The following is an 18,513-nucleotide window of genomic DNA, read 5'->3' on the forward strand; positions in this document are numbered from 1 at the left end:
CCGGAGCGAAGATTCTGGCGGCCGACGATTCCGGTTTCGCCCGCAAGCTGATCGAGCAAAGCCTGGCCGCGCTCGGCGCCGAATACATCATCGCCAAGACGGGTCAGGAGGCGTGGGACATTCTCAGCAAGATCTCCCGCGAAGCGCAGGACGAAGGCGTGCGCGCACGCGACAAGATCGCGCTGGTGCTGACCGACCTCGAAATGCCGGAAATGGACGGGTTCATGCTGACACGGCAGATCAAGGCCGACGAACGCACTTGCGACATCCCCGTCATCATTCACTCGTCGCTGACGGGCACGGCCAACGAGGCGCACGTCAAGAACGCGGGTGCGACGGGGTACGTGGCCAAGTTCCAGGCGGGCGATCTGGCATCCGCCATCCGCCAAGCCCTGGCGGCCTGAGCGGGAACGGCGGGCATTTTACTTGCGGCGCAAGCCTGCGTTGCCACCGCCGGCTCGCTACTCCCGCCGCATGAGTCCCTCGCCGCTTTTCGTCGTTTCGCCCCATCTCGACGATGCCGTTTTCAGCTGCGGCATGCTGCTCGCGATGCACCCGGGCTCGATCGTCTGCACCGTATTCGCGGGCGCACCGCGGCCCGCTCTATCGACACCATGGGACCAGGCCTCGGGCTTTGCCGATTCGGACGCCGCATTGGAAGCGCGCAGGCGCGAAGACGATCGCGCGCTCGCATTGCTCGATGCCCGGCCGATCCGGCTGGCGTTTACCGACAGCCAATACCGCCAAAGCCCGGCAATCGAGACCGTGAGCGCGGCGCTTGACGAGGCATGGCAACGAAGTGGCCATCTCGCCTTCGTCGCGCCGATCGGCCTCTATCATTCCGACCACGTACTCGTTGCCGACGCCTGCTGCGCATTGCTCGACTCGGCGAAGGTTGCCCCGCTCATCGCATACGAGGAAGCAATCTATCGGCACATCGGACGTATCGCGCTGGAGCGCCGCGGTTCGCTCGCGTCGAGGGGAATCCTGACGACACCCGCCACCGACGAGATTCTCATGCCCGTCCGAAGCGCGCGCGCCGCCGCGCAAAAATGGCGCAGCGTGCGAGCCTATCGAAGCCAGCTGCGCGCGCTCGGCGACGCCCATCCGAACGATCTCGTCGAACCCGAGCGCTATTGGCGTTTATCGCTCGCGCGCAGCGTGTATCGGCGCGCCGACCGCAGCCGCTGAAGCGCCTCCCGTCGGCCGAACGCCGCCAGCTCGGCCTGCCGCACCTGCTCGCACATTCGCATGACGGCGGCGCCCACCGCACGGCGCCTGCGCATAGCCCATCCGATATCGCGCAGCAAGGCGGCAGCATGTCTGAGGAAATTGCGTTCGCCTGCTCGTAGTGCGGCGAGTGCGCGCAAGCTCGCCGTCAACGCTTCGCCGCGCGGCAGGCGCAGCCATGCCACGAGCGCCGCGTTGCGCGCGAGCATGCGCCGGCGCAACGGTGCGTCACGCGCAGCCGATGGCCGGTGCACGGTCACGACGGCATCGCAATAGACAATCGCGTGGCCTGCATCGAGCACATCCAGCGCAACGAGCGCTTCCTCGCCGCCGATGAAAAGCCGCGGCTCGTACCCGCCCACTTTCCGGAACACTGCCGCGCGGAATACACAGGCCCCGGCCATATAACCCACGAGCGCCGGTCCGGGCAAGCCGGCCCGATCGAGCGGGCTTGCCCGCATGCGCGCGCAGGTCGGATCGAGCTCGCGCGATTCGCCGACGAGCACACGCCCCGAAATCACCGCCACGCGCGGCGCTGAATCGAGTATGCGAACCGCTTCGTCGAGCGCACCGGGTTGCCATTCCGTGTCGTCGTCGCTGAAGGCGATGTAGTCCGTTCTTGCGAGCTTCGCGGCACGATTGCGCCCCGCCGCGCCGAGGTTGGCGCCGCACTCGATCACCTGCACGTTGGGAAAGCGCTTGCGCAGTGCGGTCGCCGTGCCATCCGTCGAACCGTTGTCCGCCACGATGACGGGCGGCGCTTCGGGTAGCGAAAGCAGATGCGACACCGTGCGCGTCACTTCGGGCAGGCGGTTGTGGGTCAACACGACTACGGAGATTCGGTCGTTCATCTCGGCTCTCGCTCATTGCGGTTCCGGCTGGGAACGACATCGCGGCAGCAAGAAGTGCTCCAGCGATTCCCGCCAAGCGGCGGCCGGCAAAGGTGCGTCCTAATTACATCGTTCCGGTAAGAGCGGCGGTGGCCGTTCGTTGAGTAAAGAACACAGAAGCGATGCGCCGCTTGACCAGCGCTTCTGAAGCTTTGACCGGATGCGATTGGCACAGGGCATGCTCGGGGGCGGGAGACGGCCTCGCGTGTGTACCTGCCAGGGAGGCCATCGGCGAAATGCCCTGCACCGTCTCCGTATGAAGGACATCACATGAAAATCGCACTGGTCAGTGAACATGCCTCTCCGCTCGCCATCGCGGGCGGGGTCGACAGCGGCGGCCAAAACATCTATGTCGCCAACGTCGCTCGACAACTTCGGCGTGCCGGGCACGACGTCGATGTGTTCACACGGCGCGATCGCGCCTTGCTGCCTGCTATTTCGGACATGGACGGCGTGCGGGTGATCCACGTGCCGGCCGGTCCGCCGACGCAAATGCCGAAGGAAGCGCTCCTCCCCTATATGCCGGCCTTCGCCGACTTTCTGCTCGGCTTTTGCCGACGAGAATCGAGGCCTTACGACGTGATTCACGCCAATTTCTTCATGTCGGGTCTGGCGGCGCTCAAAGCGAAACACGCGCAGCGCATCCCGCTCGTCATGACGTTCCACGCGCTCGGCAAAGTGCGCAGGCTCCATCAGGGCGCCGACGACGGCTTTCCCGACGAGCGCTTTGCGATCGAAGCGCAACTCGTGCGGGAGAGCGACGTCGTCATCGCCGAATGCCCGCAGGATGCCGCGGACCTTCGCGAACACTATGCGGTCGATCCGTCACGCGTGGAGATCGTCCCCTGCGGCTTCGATACCGCCGAGTTCGCGCCAATGGAGCGCGAGCTCGCGCGCAAGATCCTCGGCTGGCCGAATGACCAGTTCGCCGTGTTGCAGCTGGGCAGGATCGTGCGACGCAAGGGCATCGACAATGTCGTTCGCGCCCTGGCGCTGTTGCGCAAACGCAGGGATGTCGATGCTCACCTGTACGTCGTGGGGGGCAACGCCGATCTTCCCAACGAAATCGCCACACCGGAAATCGCGCGCCTGCGTGGCGTGGCCGCGGAGTGCGGCGTGGCCGAGCACGTGACGTTCGTCGGGCGGCGCGGGCGAGCCCAGCTGCGTCAGTACTATGGCGCGGCCGATGTGTTCGTGACGACGCCATGGTACGAGCCGTTCGGCATCACGCCACTGGAAGCGATGGCATGCGCGCGTCCGGTGATCGGCGCGGACGTGGGCGGTATCCGCTATTCGGTCGTCGATTCCGAAACCGGCTTTCTCGTGCCGCCGCGCGACCCGATGGCGCTGGCCGAACGGCTCGCGCAGCTCGCCGCCGATCCGGCGCTCGGCGCACGCATGGGCGAAGCGGGGCTCGCTCGCGCTCACCGCGAGTTCACGTGGGCTCACGTCGCGGCCCAACTCGAAGCCGTCTATCGCCGCGTGGCGCGCATCCCGGCAGACCTCCCGGTAACGGATCTGCGCCGCGAACGGGCGAAGAAGCAGCAACGCGGCGCACGCGCAGCCGCGGGCCGCGTTTGAGCATGACGCCGCCATGCTCAAGCCCGCAGTATTGCTCGACAAGGACGGCACGTTGCTCGAAGACGTGCCTTATAACGTCGATCCCGCGTCGATGCGGTTTGCACCCGGCGCGGCCGACGCGCTGCGGCTTTTCGCGGCGCACGGCGTGACGCTCGTCGTCGTCAGCAATCAAGGCGGTGTCGCGCTCGGACGTTTTCCTCACAGTGCACTCGATACGATGCAAGCTCATCTGCGCGATATGTTCGCCTCGTGCGGCGCCGTGCTCGCCGGCGCCTACTGGTGCCCTCATCATCCGCACGGCCACGTCGCCCCTTATGCCGGCCCCTGCACCTGTCGCAAGCCGGCGCCCGGACTTTTGCTGCGCGCCGCGCGCGAGCACGGTCTCGATCTCAGTGCGAGCTGGTTCGTCGGCGACATCCTAGATGACGTCGAAGCGGGCACGCGGGCCGGCTGCCGAACGGTATTGATCGACAACGGCCACGAGACCGAATGGCGCGATGGCCCGCTGCGGCGGCCGACGCTGTGTGTGCACGACATGCGCGAAGCGGCGCTTGCCATCGTCGATTCGCTTCAGCAACAACACTCCCGGGCGCATGCCTCCATCGAGCCAGCGAGGGCCGCAGGATGAACGCACTGCCGTTTTCGGTGGCTCCCTCGTCGGCGCACGCGCATGCGCGCGAATCGACCGCGTCGCGCTGGGGCCCCGAGGTCAAGCGCATTCTCTGCGTGCGCCTCGATCGCATGGGCGACGTGCTGATGACCACGCCCGCTCTGCACGCTTTGCGCGCGGCGGTGCCGGGGCGGCATCTGACGCTGCTGACATCGAAGGCGAACGCGGGGCTCGCGCCGTTCCTCGGCGATGTCGACGAAGTGCTCGGCTACGATGCGCCCTGGCACGGCTGCAAGGACACGCTCGATCCCGAGCCCGATCTCGCGATGGTGGACGCGCTGCGCGCGCGCCACTTCGACGCGGCGGCGATCTTCACCGTCTACAGCCAGAATCCGCTGCCGGCCGCGATGCTCTGCTACCTGGCGGGCATACCGCGGCTGCTGGCGCATTGCCGCGAGAACCCGTATGGCCTCCTGACCGACTGGGTCTGCGAAACGGAGCCGCAACACGGCGTGCGGCACGAAGCGGAACGACAGTTGCAATTGGTCGCTCAGGTCGGCGCGAGCTGCGGCGATACGCGCATGCGCTTCGACGTGAGTGCCCAGGCACGACGCACGCTCACGCGCCGGCTCGCGGCGCGCGGCATCGCGGCACGCGGCCCGTGGTTCGTCGTTCACCCAGGCGCGAGCGCCGCGTCGCGCCGCTATCCGCCCGAACGCTACGGCGAAGCGGTAGCCCGGCTGGCACGCATGAGCGCACTGCCGATCCTGCTGACCGGCAGCGCCGACGAACGCGAACTGATCCGGTCGGTCATTTCGGCTGCAGGGCCCGCGGCGCTGACGCGTCTGCACGATCTGTCAGGACAACTGAATATCGGCGAACTCGGTGCACTGGTCGAGCGCGCTGCCGTGCTCGTCAGCAATAACAGCGGCCCCGTCCATCTCGCCTCGGCGCTCGGCACGCCCGTCGTGGATCTGTACGCACTGACCAACCCGCAGCATACGCCGTGGCAAACCGAACACCGTGTGCTCTTTCGCGACGTCGACTGCCGCTGGTGTTATCGCAGCGTCTGCCCGAAAGGCCATCATGCCTGCCTGCTCGGCGTGCCGGCCGCCGAGGTCGCCGCGGCCGCACTCGAGCTCGCGGCCAGACGCACTGCTTCGATGCTCGCCCCTGATGCCGTTCGGTCGATAGCGACTCCCCCTCCCCCCGAACGTGTGTCATCGGATTTTTGACGATTGACGAGTGACAGCCATGCATACTCTGGGAATCAATGCCGTTTATCACGACAGCGCCGCGGTGATCGTGCGCGACGGGGTAGTGCTTGCCGCGGCCGAAGACGAACGCTTCACTCATGTGAAGCATGGGAAGCGTCCAGTACCGTTCTCGACCTGGCAACTCCCATTCGATGCAATCGATTATTGCTTGAAGGAAGCCGGCATCTCACTGGCCGACGTGGATCATGTGGCCTACTCTTACGATCCGGCGCTCCTGCCGATCATGCCCGCGGCAACGCGCGCCGGCCGCGCCTCGATCGCGCTGCCGCTCGAACCCGGTTTGGAGCAACCGGGCGATCCGAGTACGTCGCCATGGGATCCGCTCTTTCTGAGCTACATCGTCAACGCGCGGGCACAACTCATCGACGGCGCGCCGCACCACCTGGCCAAACGTTTCCGGGCAGCCAAGGGCGGCCATCGCTTCGCCTGGCACTACGTCGAACACCATCTCGCCCATGAGGCCAGCGCGTTTCTCGCCGCGCCGGGTGGCGATACGGCCGTGCTCACGATGGACGGCCGCGGCGAAGGCGTAACGACGAGCCTCGGCCAATACGTCGGCGGGCAATACAAACGTATCAAGCAAGTCGAGCTGCCGCATTCGCTCGGGCTGCTCTACGAGGCCGTGACCGACTGGCTCGGCTTTTTGCACTCCTCCGACGAGTACAAGGTCATGGCGCTCGCCGCGTTCGGCAAGCCGGTCCATGCCGACGTGTTCCGTGAAATCGTCCGTTATCGCGGCGATGGCAGCTATACCGTCGAAGCGCCACGTCTCGTCGAACGCTTCGGTGCGCCGCGCGAACGGGGCGGACCGCTCGAGGCCCGTCACTACGACATCGCGGCATCGTTGCAGTGCGTGTTGCAAGAGACGGTGCTGCAGTTGGCGCAGTGGCTGCATGAGCGCACCGGTCTGCCTCGCCTCGCCATGGCCGGAGGCGTTGCGCTCAATTGCGTGATGAATTCGTTCATCCGCGATCGCGGCCCGTTCGAGGAGGTCTGGGTGCAGCCGGCCGCGGGCGACGCGGGCACGGCACTGGGCGCGGCGCTCTGGATCGACTCGCGCGAGCGCAGCCGCCAGGGCGACCACGAACGCCGGTGGGCGATGGATCATGCCTACCTGGGCCCCGCTTATTCCGATGCTGAAATCGAGGCGTTTTTACGCTGGTCGAAACTGCCGTTCAGGCGCTTGACCGATATCGCCGGCGAGACGGCGGAATTGTTGGCGGCCGGCAACGTCATCGGCTGGTACCAGGGCCGTACCGAATTCGGGCCGCGGGCGCTCGGCGCGCGCTCGATTCTCGCGTCGCCGATCGATCCCGGCATGCAGGCAAAACTCAACGAGATCAAGGATCGCGAAGATTTCCGCCCCGTCGCGCCGGTCGTGATGGAAGAGCATGCGGCCGACTGGTTCGTCGGCGCACGCAAGGCACCTTTCATGTTGTTCATCTTCGATGTCCGGCCCGATCGCGCCGAGCGGATTCCAGCGGTCCGTCATGTCGACGGCACCGCCCGCATCCAGACCATCAACCGAACGCAGCATCCCCTCTACTACGACCTGCTCGCGGCGTTTCACGCACGCACGGGCGTGCCGATTCTCGTCAATACGTCGTTCAACACGCGCGGGGAGCCGATGGTCAATTCGCCGCGCGACGCGCTCGAGTCGTTCTGGACGTCTCCGCTCGACGCGCTCGTGATCGGACCGTTTCTGATCACGAAGGCCAAGGATGCTGCGAGCGGGAGGGCCGGGTGAACGTGCGCGATCCGCAAGCCCACGCCGCGTCGATGCCCGAGATATCGGTGGTGGTGCCCACCTGGCGGCGACCCGATCTGCTCGAACGGTGCCTGAATGCGCTCACGCATCAGACCCTGGCGCCGTACCGCTACGAGATCGTCGTCTGCGACGACGGTCCGGATGACGCCACCTTCGAGCTGACGCAGCGCTTCGCGCGCGCGCAGAGCGAACGCAGCTTGCACATCGACTACCTGCCGATTCGCGCGACACAAGGTCCGGCCGCCGCGCGAAACGCGGGTTGGCGACATGCGCGTGCGCCGGTCGTTGCTTTTACCGACGACGACACGATACCCGACGCGCACTGGCTCGAACGCGGCCTCGCCGCGCTGACCGACGGTGTGGGCGCCGCGGCCGGCAAGATCGTCGTGCCACTGCCGCCTCAGCCGACCGACTACGAAGCCGATGCGAGCGGGCTCGAACGAGCCGAATTCGCCACCGCCAACGCATTCGTGCGTCGCGACGCACTCGTTGCCGTCGGGGGATTCGACGAGCGCTTCACGTCGGCATGGCGCGAGGACTCCGACCTGCAATTTGCGCTGCTTTCCATCGGAGCGCGCATCGTTCAGGCAACCGATGCGCTCGTGCTGCATCCGGTGCGCCCGGCACGCTGGGGTGTCAGCCTCGCGCAGCAGAAGAAGAGCCGATTCGAGGCGCTTCTTTACAACAAGCATCGCGATTTGTACAAGCGCCGCATCGCCGCCAGGCCGCCCATCGACTATTACGCCACGGTGGCGGCAGCGCTCGTCGCGCTGGGCTGCGCAGCGGCCGGTGCGCCGTGGGCCGCCTGCGGTGCCGCGCTGATCTGGCTTGCGCTGACGACGCGGTTTTTCGCCCTTCGTATGCAGGGGCGCTCTCGCGCCTGGCCACATATCGCCGAAATGGCCGCGACATCGGCGCTGATTCCGTTCCTATCGATCTACTGGCGTCTTCGCGGCGCCTTGAGCTACCGAACATGGTTCCTCTGAACGACACTGCGCCAGCCGTGCCGATTTTTCCGGCGCCGAGCCGCGTCGCGGTATTCCGCGCGCTCCAATTGGGCGACATGTTGTGCGCCGTGCCTGCGCTGCGCGCGCTGCGCGCTGCCTGGCCGCAGGCCTATATCACGCTGATCGGCCTGCCTTGGGCGACGCAATTCGTGGAGCGCTTCAGCTCGCTCGTCGACGAACTCGTCGTCTTTCCGGGCGCACCCGGCTTTCCCGAGCAGGAAGAAAGCGAGGCTGGCCTGCCGGCGTTTTTTGCGGCCATGCGCCGGCGCCGCTTCGATCTGGCTATTCAGATGCATGGCAGCGGCGGCCCCGCCAATGCGATCGTCGGCCAGTTGGGCGCGAGAGCGTGCGCGGGCTTCATCGAGCCGCACGAAGCGCCCGCACCCGGGCTCCTGGCATGGCCCGACGCGCTACCGGAGCCGCGTCGATACCTGGCCCTCGTGCGGGCGCTCGGGCTTCCCGCGGCCGACGATACGCTCTGGTTTCCGCTCACCGCGCAGGACCGCGCCGAGTATGCCGCGCTTGAAGCACTGCACGGGATCGAGCCGGAGCGGCTCGTCTTGCTGCATCCCGGGGCGCAGCTGCCGTCGCGCCGATGGCCGGCCGCCCGCTTCGCCGAAGTCGCCGATGCGCTCTCGGAACAGGGCTGGCAAATCGCGATCACGGGCACGTCGCACGAAGCGAACATCACCGCGGCGGTACTGGGCGCCATGACGGCCCCGGCGCTCCATCTCGCGGGCGCCACGTCGCTTGGCGGACTGGCCGCGCTCGTCGCGCATGCGCGGCTCGTCGTCTGCAACGACACGGGCATTTCGCATCTGGCGGCCGCCATGTGCACGCCAAGCACGGTCATCGCCTCGGGCAGCGACACGCGCCGTTGGGCACCGCTCGATCACGCGCTTCATCATGTGCTGGCGGACTATCCGCCATGCCGTCCCTGCGCGTTTCGCGAGTGTCCGTACGAGCACGAGTGCGCGCGCAACGTCAGCGTCGAGAGCGTCGTGAGCGAGGCGCTCGCTCAACTGGCGCATCGCATGCGCACGCGCCGGGGCGCGCCCGGCGTGCTGCACATGCGCGGTACACCCGCGAGGGAGGAAAGGCATGCGAACTGAGCGCAGACTGCGTGTGCTGACCTGGCACGTGCACGGCAACTATCTCTATTACCTGACGCAAGCGCCTCACGATTTCTGGCTCGTCACGCGCCCCGGCAATCCGCCGGGCCATGCCGGGAGAACAGGCGTGTTGCCCTGGGGTGACAACGTTCATGAGGTCGACGCACAGGAGGTTGCCGCACGCGAATTCGATGTTGTGTTGTATCAGCATCGCGAGCACTGGGAGACGGACCGCCTCGAGGTGTTGTCCGACGCCCAGCGCGCGCTGCCGCGCATCTATCTCGAGCACGATCCGCCCCAGCGCAATCCGTTTTGCGAACGGCACTGGGTCGACGATCCGAGCACGCTCATCGTTCACGTGACGCCGTTCAATCGACTGATGTGGGATTGCGGCGATACGCCGACACGGGTCATCGAGCATGGCGTCGTCGTGCCCGAGGGTGTCCGTTATACGGGCGAACTCGAACGCGGCATCGTGGTCATCAACAATCTCGCGAGCCGCGGACGCCGGCTCGGCGCCGACATCTACCGAAGCGTGGCCGAGCGCGTCCCGCTCGATCTCGTCGGCATGGATGCGCAAAGCGCCGGCGGGCTCGGCGAAATCGGCAATCTCGATCTCGCCGCGTTTTGCGCCCGCTACCGGCTCTTCTTCAACCCGATCCGTTGGACGAGCCTCGGGCTCGCGATCGTCGAAGCGATGACGATCGGCATGCCGATCGTCGGGCTGGCGACAACCGAGCTCGTCACCGTAATCAAAAATGGCGAGAGCGGCTTCATCTCGACCGATGTCGATTCGCTCGTGCAAGACATGCAGTGCCTGCTGCGCGATCGCGGCGAAGCCAGGCGGCTCGGCGACGGCGCGCGCCGCGTCGCGCTCGAGCGCTTTTCCATCGGCCGCTTCGTCGAAGACTGGTGTCGCGTGCTACGCGAGGTCACCGCCTAACCGGAGAAAAGACGTGAAGGAACTCGATCGAAAGCGAATACTCGTGACAGGCGGTGCGGGCTTTCTCGGCTCGCACCTGTGCGAGCGACTGGTCGACGCGGGCCACGACGTGCTCTGCGTGGACAACTTCTTTACCGGCACGCGTGAAAACGTCGCGCACCTGTTGCCACGCGCCAACTTCGAATTGATGCGCCACGACGTGACGTTTCCGCTGTATGTCGAGGTCGACGAAATCTACAACCTCGCCTGTCCTGCGTCGCCCGTCCATTATCAATACGATCCGGTACGCACCACGAAAACCAGCGTACATGGCGCGATCAACATGCTCGGGCTCGCAAAACGCGTACGCGCGAAGATCTTTCAAGCGTCGACGAGCGAAGTCTATGGCGATGCACGCGTACACCCTCAAAAGGAAGACTACTGGGGTCATGTGAACCCCATCGGCCCCCGTTCCTGCTACGACGAAGGCAAGCGCTGCGCGGAAACGCTCTTCGCGGACTATCACCGTCAGTATGGGCTCGAAATACGCATCGCCCGCATCTTCAATACGTACGGTCCGCGCATGCACCCGGCGGACGGGCGTGTGGTCTCGAACTTCATGGTTCAGGCGCTGTCGGGCGAGCCTCTGACGGTCTACGGCGACGGCTCGCAAACGCGCTCGCTTTGCTACGTCGACGACATGATCGATGCGTTCATCCGCCTCATGGATGCGCCAGACGGGACGTGCCATCCCGTCAATCTCGGTAACCCGCACGAGGTCACGATGCTGGAGCTCGCCGGGCACGTGCTGCGCGCGACGGACTCGTCGAGCGAGATTACATTTCGGCCGCTACCGATAGACGACCCGTGGCATCGGCAGCCGGACATTTCCGCGGCGCGCGCATTGATCGGCTGGGAACCGACGACGACGCTCGACGCGGGATTGCGCAAGACGGCCATGCACTTCCGGGAAAGACTGGTGTCGGGCGTGACGCCGAGTTGACCGACGGCAATGGGTCTTCAGTAGGCACCGACGTCTTCGTCAGGCGTTCGCAGCGAGCCGCTGAATCTCTTCGGCCAGCGCGTCGATCTGTACGGGCTTGACGAGATGCGCATCGAATCCGGCGCGCTGCGTACGCTCGCGCGTCGCGCCGTCGGCATGGCCCGTCAGCGCAATGGCGGGCGGCGGCGTCGCAGTATGCCGTCTGGCCAATTCGCGAATCCGCGACAACACGTCGCATCCGTCCTCATCGGACAACGTGACATCGCATACGACGACCCCCGGCCATTGCGATGGCGCCGTGCGCTCGAGCCGCGCAAGCGCATCGGTGCCGGTCCCGGCCAACTCGACCGTCGCGCCGTTCGCGACGAGCGCGGCTTCGAGCGCGTCGCGCGCCTCCTCGTCATCGTCGATCGCAAGCACCGCGATACCGTCGAGCGGAAGCAGACGGCGTGCTCCGGCGGCCGGGCCTGGCGCGCGCTCCGTGTCCGGCTTTGTCAGGACCCAAGGGGCGACGGCCGGCACGACGGGTACGAGCGGCAATGCAGCGACATAGGCCACGCGCGTCTCGAATGGCCTCGGCATGAACGTGCCGCCGGCGTCCCCGAGCACACGCTCGGCCTCCATGGCCTGCTCGTCCGTCAGCGGCGCGGGCTCCGCGTGGGCACCGAGCACCACGAGCCAGACGACGTTCTCCATGCGTTGCGCGCGCAACACGACGCGTTCGCCGGCGGACGCATGCTCGATCTCGTTGGCACACAACATCGCCACCGCGTGCTCGATCTCCTCGATCTCGCCGGTGACGGGCAGCGTCGCATCGGCGACGTCCGTCTCGAACGCGACACCGCGTGCTGCCGCCTTTGTGGCGACGCGTGCCGCAATCGCGGCGGCGAGCTCGCCGATCGGCAGCGGGTGCGCGGCAAGCTTGCGCTGCGCGTGTTCGAGCTCGCCCTGTTCGCGCTGCAACGCCCACATGCGGGCGTAGACGCCGTCGCGCCGCCCGAGCAGTTCGTTGTGCGTGCCTTGTTCGACGATGCGTCCGTGCTCCATCACGAGAATCTTGTCGGCATCGACGATCGTCGAAAGCCGATGGGCGATCACGATCGACGTGCGCCCCTCGGATAGGCGACGGAACTCGTTCTGGATCGCGCGCTCGGAGCGCGTGTCGAGCGCGGACGTGGCTTCGTCGAAGACGATGATGGGCGGGTCCTTCAAGAATGCGCGCGCGATGGCGATGCGTTGGCGTTCGCCGCCGGACAGCCTCAGGCCGCGTTCACCGACTCGCGTGTCGTAATGATCGGGCAGCCGTTCGACGAACTCGTCGAGCTGGGCCGCACGCGCAGCGCGCACGATATCGGCACGGGTCGCCCTCGCCCGCCCATAGCCGATGTTGTAAGCGATGGTCTCGTTAAAGAGCACCGTGTCCTGCGGCACGATGCCGATCGCCTCCCTGAGCGTGCGGCGCGTCACGTTCGCCACATCCTGGCCGTCGATGGAAATGCGCCCACGGGCCGGCGCGTAGAGCCGAAAGAGCAGCCGCACCAGCGTCGACTTCCCGGACCCGCTGCCCCCGACCACAGCGAGCGTGCGGCCCGGTGTCGCCCGAAAACTGACCTCGTGCAGGATCTGCCGCGCGGAGTCATAGCCGAAGTCGACATGGTCGAACACGATCTCGCCGGCGCCCACGACGATCGGTTGCGCGCCGGACGCATCGCGATCCTCCAGCTCGTCCGCATGTTCGCCGTGCTCGTCGCCCGCGAGCACCGCGAACATGCGCTCTACGTTGACGAGTGCGTCGTTGGTTTCGCGGAAGACGAAGCCCAGCGTGTTCAGCGGCATGCAGACCTGCACGATATATGCGTTCACGAGCACGAGATCGCCCACGGTCATCCGCGCCGCCGCCACATACTGCACGGCGAGCAGCATCGTGGCCGCAATCCCGAGACAGACGATCGCACTCTGGCCGAGGTGCAGTGCCGTGAGTGCGCGCTGATTACGCAGGCGGGCGAGCACCCACCCCGCGAGCACACCACGATACCGCTCGCTCTCGACCTCCTCGGCGGCAAAATACTTCACCGTGTCATAGTTGAGCATGCTGTCGACGAGGCGACTGTCCGCTGCCGACTCGAGCCGGTTGACCTCGCGCTGCACGGTCATGCGCCGGCGCGTGAAGATCATCGTGTAGGTCGAGTACGCCACCAGCGTGCCGGCAATGATCCAGATGAACGTCGCGGTGAAGTTCAGCACCATGATGCCGATGATGCTGGCAATCTCGATCAACGCCGGCAGGATCGTGAACAAGCCGACGCCAAGCAGGTAGCCGATGCCATCGGTTCCTTTCTGCACGTCGCGCACGATGGAGCCCGTCTCGCGTTTGGCATGGAAGCGGGCGCCGAGGCGATGCAGGCGCGCAAACGTGCGCTCGGCGAGCGAGGCCACCGTGTGCTGAGTGACGGTGCTGAAAACGACGTCCCTCGCCTCGCCGAATGCGTCGCCTAAAAAGCGCAGCAGCGCGTACGCGAGCACCAGGAAAACGGGAATGAGCGCGAGCGGCGTGCGGTGGCCGAGATCGTCGACGAGCGAGCGCAGTGCCAGCGGGACCGATACGCCCGCGAGCTTCGCCGCGATCATCAGCGCGGTGGCGCCGAGCGTCTCTTTCCGGTAACGCCAGACGGCCTGCCACAGGTCGCCGGCAATGCGCCGCTTGAGCCTGGCGCGGGCGGCAGCGGGGTCTCTCACGTATCCACTCGAACAGCGTCGTCAGTTTCGGTTACGGCGATCATAGCGGCCTATCCATGCCCGGACACGCAAAATTGCAAGCTTGCGCTGTCGTCGGTGCGCTGCAATGGGCGTTCCCGGGTACGTCGGAAGCGCTTCGAGGCATGGTGCTTGCGGGTCTTCCCATGCGTGCGAAATCCGACGCGCATAGGAAAAACCTTTCGATGGAGGAATCACGATGAAATCCACGACGAAGACCTTACTTGCTTCGGCGCTCGCCATCGCATGCGCGAGCGGCGTGTACGCGCAAGCAGCCGGCGGCGGCCCGGCGGGCACGGGCGGCGGCGCAGGCGGCAACTCGACCGGCGCGGTGGGCGGCCGGGGTGCGGGCGCCTCGCCGGACGGCAGCACGCTCAATACGCCGTCCAAGCGTCAACACATGCGAAGCAACCGGGACCGGGGCGGCTACGGTTCGCCTGGCACGACGGGCATGGGCGCGGGCAGCAACTCGACGATGCAACCGCGCAGCACCGACGAACAGACCCCGGACACGACCAACGGCACATATGGTCCGAAGACGCCTCAGAGCCCGCCGGATCAAGGTCATGAGTGACGCATGAGTTCCCGGAGGCCCGGCGCGCGATGCGTCGGGCCCCGGCGTCGAGCCGGCGCGTCCGTGCGGACGCGCCCGTAAACCGATTTCCCCGGCAGCTCAGCTTTCCCCGTGCAGGCCCCTCGTCGCGACCGTACGTGCGAGCTGCCGCTTGGCGGCGTCGTAAACGCATTCGGGCGTGAACCCGAATTTGCGTTGAAGGTCCTGCATGGGGGCGGATGCGCCAAACGTATGCATCCCGATTCGAGCGCCCGTGCGCCCCACGTATCTGTCCCAACCGAGCGTCGCTGCCTGTTCGACCGCCACACGCGCTTCCACTTCTGGCGGCAGCACACTGTCGCGATAGGCCTCGTCCTGCCGCTCGAAGATATCCCATGACGGCATCGAGACGACGCGCGCCGCAATGCCTTCGCGTGTCAGCCGCTCGTACGTTTCGATGCATACCGATACCTCGCTGCCCGTGGCGAGCAGCAGCACCTGCGGGGCGCTCGCATCGGGCGGATCGGCGAGCACATAGGCGCCGCGCCGTACACCGTCCGCCGGCGCGTAGCGCGTCCGGTCGAAAGTCGGCAACGGCTGGCGCGACAAGACGAGCGCGGTGGGGCGGTACGGTTGCGACAGCGCAATCCGCCAGGCTTCGCTGACCTCGTTCGCATCGGCGGGGCGCAGCACGGTCAGCCCCGGAATGCCGCGCAACGAGGCGAGTTGCTCCACCGGTTGATGTGTGGGGCCGTCCTCGCCCAGTCCGATCGAATCGTGGGTGAATACGTAGACGACCGGTACCTCCATGATCGCCGCCAACCTGATCGGCGGCTTCATGTAGTCGCTGAAGATGAGGAACGTTGCAGCGAACGGCCTCAGGTTCGAAAGCGCGAGGCCGTTACAGACCGCCCCCATCGCATGTTCCCGCACGCCGAAATGCAGATTGCGCCCACCCGGATCGTCGCGACTGAGGCTGCCCGCGCCTTCGAACTTGAGCAGCGTTTTCGTCGAAGGCGCCAGGTCGGCGGCGCCGCCGATGATCCACGGCACGCGCGCCGCGATGGCATTGAGGACTTTACCGGACGATTCGCGCGTCGCAGCGCCTTTCGTATCGGGGTCGAACGTCGGAATATCGGCATCCCACCCGTCCGGCAACGTATGCGCTTCGATTTGCGAGAGCTCGCGAGCGAGGTCCGGATAGCGCTGCGCATAGGCTTCGCGGCGCTGCTCCCATTCGCGCCGCGCCGCCTCGCCGCGGGCGCCGACGCCCTGCGCAAACCGTTCGCGCACACCGGGCGGCACGTAGAACTGCTTGTCTTCCGGCCAGCCATAAGCGCGTTTTGCCAGTGCGACTTCCTCGGCACCCAAGGCCTCGCCGTGCGCCGCGGCGGTATCCTGCTTGTTCGGCGCCCCCCAGGCGATGACGCTCTTGACCACGATCAGCGTCGGAGCGTCGTTCGTCGACTCTGCCTGCGTCAATGCGGCGTCGAATGCAGCCGTGTCATTGGCGTCGTCGACATGCAGCGTATGCCATCCGTAGCCGCGAAACCGCGTTTCCACATCGTCGCTGTAGGCAAGGTCCGTGTGGCCTTCGATGGTGATGCCATTGCTGTCATAGATCCAAATCAGATTGCCGAGCCGCAGGTGACCGGCCAATGATGCCGCCTCGTGAGAAACACCTTCCATCATGTCGCCATCGCCGGCCAGCGCATAGACCCGGTAGTCGAAAAGATCGAGGTCGTCGCGGTTGAAACGCGCGGCAAACCAGCGTCCCGCTATCGCCATGCCGACGCTATTGCCGAGACCTTGGCCGAGCGGCCCCGTCGTCGTTTCGACGCCGGTCGTCATTCGATACTCGGGATGTCCCGGCGTTTTGCTGTCCAATTGCCGAAAGTGCTCGATGTCCTGGAGCGAAACAGCGGGATCGTCGGTCGCCTGGCCCTCGTCGTCGACAGCCTTCACGCCGGCGAGATGGAGAGTCGCATAGAGCAGCATCGATGCATGTCCTACCGACAGCACGAACCGATCGCGGTTGGGCCACAACGGCTTTTGAGGGTCGTAGCGCAGATGGTGCTGCCAGAGCTCGTACATGACCGGCGCGAGCGCCATCGGCGTGCCGGGGTGTCCGGAGTTCGCCTTTTGCACTGCATCCATGGCCAGCGTGCGAATAGTGTCGATCGCCAACCGATCGAGCCTCGGGTCTCGTTGCATGGGGGTTTTCCTCGCAAGGCAGTAAGCGGACTGATCATAGGAGTGCAGCAACGCATGTACCTATCGGCCCCGGACAGCCGCCCGTCGCGCGTCTCCCAGTCCGGCAATGTGTGCAGCGCCGGTGCAGGTTTTTCATGGCCTCCCCGAGCCCCGCCGCGTCGCGCGTCCAGCGTTTCATGGAACGGCGGTTGCTGGATACCGGATATGTCCAACCCGCGCACAAGGAGGCGTACATGGCGCAACATCCAGCGCATTCGCAGCATCAGCGGCATTCGGGACAACCATCGCCAGTCGAGATTCAAAAGGCGCTCGCCGGCGTCGACTACCCGACGACCCGCGCGCACCTTGCCGAAGTGGCGCGATCCCACCATGCCGATCGCGAGATCGTCGAGCTGATCGATAACCTGCCCGATAAGGATTACGACAGCCCGGCCGCGGTATCGAAGGCAATCAGCCGGCAACACTGAGCGCCGGCCCGCACATCGATTCGATTAACAGAATGGAGAAAGTTATGCCCATCTCAACCGATCCACTAGGCAGCAGAGGTGAAACGCGCATCGTCGGCAAAGGCAGCGAAACGGCCGAAGGTCCGGGGCCCTATGTGATGGCGGCCAGCACCCTGGAAGGCGACAAGGTCATGTGCTCCGACGGTAACGAAGCCGGCAAGATCAAAGAGATCATGCTCGACGTCTACACGGGACGCATTGCGTACGCCGTGATGTCCGTGGGCGGCTTCCTCGGCATCGGCGACAAGCTGCTCGCATTGCCTTGGAAGGCCCTCACGCTCGATACGGACCGCAAGTGCTTCCAACTGTCCGTGTCGTCCGACACCGTCAAGAATGCTCCGGGGTTCGACAAGGACCACTGGCCTGCCATGGCGGACATGGCGTGGGCCAGCGAACTGCATGACTATTACGGGACCGCGCCGTATTGGGGTTCGGGCGTGAGCGACCTGGATAGCGATCTCGACATGCCGAGCGGCACCGTCCCCCGGGACGAGCCTCACCACTGAGTAGTCGGCAGCCCTGGGACCGCCGCCGTTGCGGCGGCGGTCTGAGCCGCATACGTTCATCCGCCACCGATGCCCTGCAACACACGGCCAGTCCCGCCGCAGACTGTGCAGGGCTGTCCCTCTACAGTGCCGGTGCCGCGGCATGCCTGGCACGGCGTTTCGCCGACACCCGGTGCGTCCGGGGGGCCCTCGTCTCCCGGATGTGGTTCGTTGGTGTCTTGCATGAGCAGTTCTCCTAAAAGACCGGCGCCCAGCCGCCGTGTGTAACGCAGCAAATGCCGGACCGCGAGATCCGCGTGCCGGCAGTCAGCAAAAATCACAGTTCCGCCACCATTTATTCGTAGATCCGATATATGACGACGATATCCGGGTTGTCATATTGTTATTCCATGCCACGGGAACGTTACTGCCCGGTGACAAGCAATTCGTTCTTATTGATATCCTTGACATCGGTCGAAATGACGCTTTGGTTGAATTCCTACCTCGCAAACCAAACAGGTTCGCTTCGGAGAAATCCATTCCATATTGCGAAGTTCCACGAGGGGTATTAGTATCGCTCCAGTAGCGAATCCGAGCTTGA

Annotated in this window: 16 protein-coding genes; 13 read left to right on the forward strand and 3 right to left on the reverse strand. The window is 65.7% G+C overall.

The features are described 5' to 3' along the window. Positions 1 to 404: response regulator (locus ACO1XS_RS20410; RefSeq protein ID WP_486391557.1), on the forward strand; the 404-nt coding region annotated here is incomplete at its 5' end. A gap of 70 nt (positions 405 to 474) precedes the next feature. Further along, positions 475 to 1,191 carry a PIG-L family deacetylase gene (locus ACO1XS_RS20415; protein ID WP_486391558.1) on the forward strand — a complete coding sequence of 239 codons (717 nt, stop codon included), beginning with the start codon at positions 475 to 477 and terminating at the stop codon, positions 1,189 to 1,191. Here the strand turns inward: ACO1XS_RS20415 and ACO1XS_RS20420 are convergent. Next, positions 1,134 to 2,081: a glycosyltransferase family 2 protein gene (locus ACO1XS_RS20420; protein WP_486391559.1), complete on the reverse strand. Its 948-nt coding sequence runs from the start codon at positions 2,079 to 2,081 to the stop codon at positions 1,134 to 1,136. The genes ACO1XS_RS20415 and ACO1XS_RS20420 overlap by 58 nt on opposite strands. 309 nt (positions 2,082 to 2,390) lie before the next feature. Between ACO1XS_RS20420 and ACO1XS_RS20425 the strand changes: the two genes are divergently transcribed. The 8 genes from ACO1XS_RS20425 to ACO1XS_RS20460 are packed head-to-tail and all read left to right on the forward strand — an operon-like array spanning position 2,391 to position 11,400. Further along, positions 2,391 to 3,701, forward strand: coding sequence for a glycosyltransferase family 4 protein (locus tag ACO1XS_RS20425; RefSeq protein ID WP_486391560.1), 1,311 nt, complete (start codon positions 2,391 to 2,393; stop codon positions 3,699 to 3,701). A 13-nt stretch (positions 3,702 to 3,714) separates the two neighbouring features. Further along, positions 3,715 to 4,329: a D-glycero-alpha-D-manno-heptose-1,7-bisphosphate 7-phosphatase gene (locus tag ACO1XS_RS20430; RefSeq protein WP_331566700.1), complete on the forward strand. Its 615-nt coding sequence runs from the start codon at positions 3,715 to 3,717 to the stop codon at positions 4,327 to 4,329. Then, positions 4,326 to 5,546, forward strand: a complete 1,221-nt coding sequence (locus ACO1XS_RS20435) for a glycosyltransferase family 9 protein (RefSeq protein WP_331566698.1) — start codon at positions 4,326 to 4,328, stop codon at positions 5,544 to 5,546. The genes ACO1XS_RS20430 and ACO1XS_RS20435 overlap by 4 nt, the downstream gene beginning before the upstream one ends. 19 nt (positions 5,547 to 5,565) lie before the next feature. After that, entirely contained in the window at positions 5,566 to 7,335 is a 1,770-nt protein-coding gene (locus tag ACO1XS_RS20440; protein WP_486391561.1) for a carbamoyltransferase family protein, read from the forward strand. A gap of 32 nt (positions 7,336 to 7,367) precedes the next feature. Continuing rightward, the gene (locus ACO1XS_RS20445; RefSeq protein WP_486391567.1) at positions 7,368 to 8,342 is read left to right on the forward strand and encodes a glycosyltransferase family 2 protein; all 975 of its coding nucleotides are present in this window, start codon (positions 7,368 to 7,370) and stop codon (positions 8,340 to 8,342) included. Further along, the gene (locus ACO1XS_RS20450) at positions 8,330 to 9,475 is read left to right on the forward strand and encodes a glycosyltransferase family 9 protein (protein WP_486391562.1); all 1,146 of its coding nucleotides are present in this window, start codon (positions 8,330 to 8,332) and stop codon (positions 9,473 to 9,475) included. The genes ACO1XS_RS20445 and ACO1XS_RS20450 overlap by 13 nt, the downstream gene beginning before the upstream one ends. Next, the gene (locus ACO1XS_RS20455; protein ID WP_331566692.1) at positions 9,465 to 10,418 is read left to right on the forward strand and encodes a glycosyltransferase; all 954 of its coding nucleotides are present in this window, start codon (positions 9,465 to 9,467) and stop codon (positions 10,416 to 10,418) included. Before ACO1XS_RS20450 ends, ACO1XS_RS20455 begins: the two co-directional genes overlap by 11 nt. A gap of 13 nt (positions 10,419 to 10,431) precedes the next feature. Next, positions 10,432 to 11,400 carry a UDP-glucuronic acid decarboxylase family protein gene (locus tag ACO1XS_RS20460; RefSeq protein WP_486391563.1) on the forward strand — a complete coding sequence of 323 codons (969 nt, stop codon included), beginning with the start codon at positions 10,432 to 10,434 and terminating at the stop codon, positions 11,398 to 11,400. A gap of 39 nt (positions 11,401 to 11,439) precedes the next feature. Here ACO1XS_RS20460 and ACO1XS_RS20465 read toward each other — a convergent pair whose 3' ends face one another. Continuing rightward, positions 11,440 to 14,136 carry an ATP-binding cassette domain-containing protein gene (locus ACO1XS_RS20465; protein WP_486391564.1) on the reverse strand — a complete coding sequence of 899 codons (2,697 nt, stop codon included), beginning with the start codon at positions 14,134 to 14,136 and terminating at the stop codon, positions 11,440 to 11,442. Between the two features lie 217 nt (positions 14,137 to 14,353). On the opposite strand from ACO1XS_RS20465, the gene ACO1XS_RS20470 reads away from it, so the two are divergent. Beyond that, on the forward strand, positions 14,354 to 14,728 hold the full coding sequence (locus tag ACO1XS_RS20470) for a hypothetical protein (protein ID WP_486391565.1): 375 nt from the start codon (positions 14,354 to 14,356) through the stop codon (positions 14,726 to 14,728). A gap of 99 nt (positions 14,729 to 14,827) precedes the next feature. Here the strand turns inward: ACO1XS_RS20470 and tkt are convergent, their stop codons facing one another. Continuing rightward, entirely contained in the window at positions 14,828 to 16,921 is a 2,094-nt protein-coding gene (tkt, locus tag ACO1XS_RS20475; RefSeq protein WP_486391566.1) for a transketolase, read from the reverse strand. 233 nt (positions 16,922 to 17,154) lie between these two features. On the opposite strand from tkt, the gene ACO1XS_RS20480 reads away from it, so the two are divergent. Beyond that, the gene (locus tag ACO1XS_RS20480) at positions 17,155 to 17,388 is read left to right on the forward strand and encodes a DUF2795 domain-containing protein (protein ID WP_331566683.1); all 234 of its coding nucleotides are present in this window, start codon (positions 17,155 to 17,157) and stop codon (positions 17,386 to 17,388) included. 44 nt (positions 17,389 to 17,432) lie between these two features. Continuing rightward, positions 17,433 to 17,933 carry a PRC-barrel domain-containing protein gene (locus tag ACO1XS_RS20485; protein WP_440563615.1) on the forward strand — a complete coding sequence of 167 codons (501 nt, stop codon included), beginning with the start codon at positions 17,433 to 17,435 and terminating at the stop codon, positions 17,931 to 17,933. Positions 17,934 to 18,513 lie beyond the last annotated feature (580 nt).

It is taken from the genome of Trinickia sp. (assembly GCF_057351765.1).

Excerpts from the sequence above, each read along its gene's own strand:
- ACO1XS_RS20415 (WP_486391558.1), top strand. The coding sequence starts at position 475 with ATGAGTCCCTCGCCGCTTTTCGTCGTTTCGCCCCATCTCGACGATGCC.
- ACO1XS_RS20420 (WP_486391559.1), bottom strand. The coding sequence starts at position 2,081 with ATGAACGACCGAATCTCCGTAGTCGTGTTGACCCACAACCGCCTGCCC.
- ACO1XS_RS20425 (WP_486391560.1), top strand. The coding sequence starts at position 2,391 with ATGAAAATCGCACTGGTCAGTGAACATGCCTCTCCGCTCGCCATCGCG.
- ACO1XS_RS20430 (WP_331566700.1), top strand. The coding sequence starts at position 3,715 with ATGCTCAAGCCCGCAGTATTGCTCGACAAGGACGGCACGTTGCTCGAA.
- ACO1XS_RS20435 (WP_331566698.1), top strand. The coding sequence starts at position 4,326 with ATGAACGCACTGCCGTTTTCGGTGGCTCCCTCGTCGGCGCACGCGCAT.
- ACO1XS_RS20440 (WP_486391561.1), top strand. The coding sequence starts at position 5,566 with ATGCATACTCTGGGAATCAATGCCGTTTATCACGACAGCGCCGCGGTG.
- ACO1XS_RS20445 (WP_486391567.1), top strand. The coding sequence starts at position 7,368 with ATGCCCGAGATATCGGTGGTGGTGCCCACCTGGCGGCGACCCGATCTG.
- ACO1XS_RS20450 (WP_486391562.1), top strand. The coding sequence starts at position 8,330 with ATGGTTCCTCTGAACGACACTGCGCCAGCCGTGCCGATTTTTCCGGCG.
- ACO1XS_RS20455 (WP_331566692.1), top strand. The coding sequence starts at position 9,465 with ATGCGAACTGAGCGCAGACTGCGTGTGCTGACCTGGCACGTGCACGGC.
- ACO1XS_RS20470 (WP_486391565.1), top strand. The coding sequence starts at position 14,354 with ATGAAATCCACGACGAAGACCTTACTTGCTTCGGCGCTCGCCATCGCA.
- tkt (WP_486391566.1), bottom strand. The coding sequence starts at position 16,921 with ATGCAACGAGACCCGAGGCTCGATCGGTTGGCGATCGACACTATTCGC.
- ACO1XS_RS20480 (WP_331566683.1), top strand. The coding sequence starts at position 17,155 with ATGGCGCAACATCCAGCGCATTCGCAGCATCAGCGGCATTCGGGACAA.
- ACO1XS_RS20485 (WP_440563615.1), top strand. The coding sequence starts at position 17,433 with ATGCCCATCTCAACCGATCCACTAGGCAGCAGAGGTGAAACGCGCATC.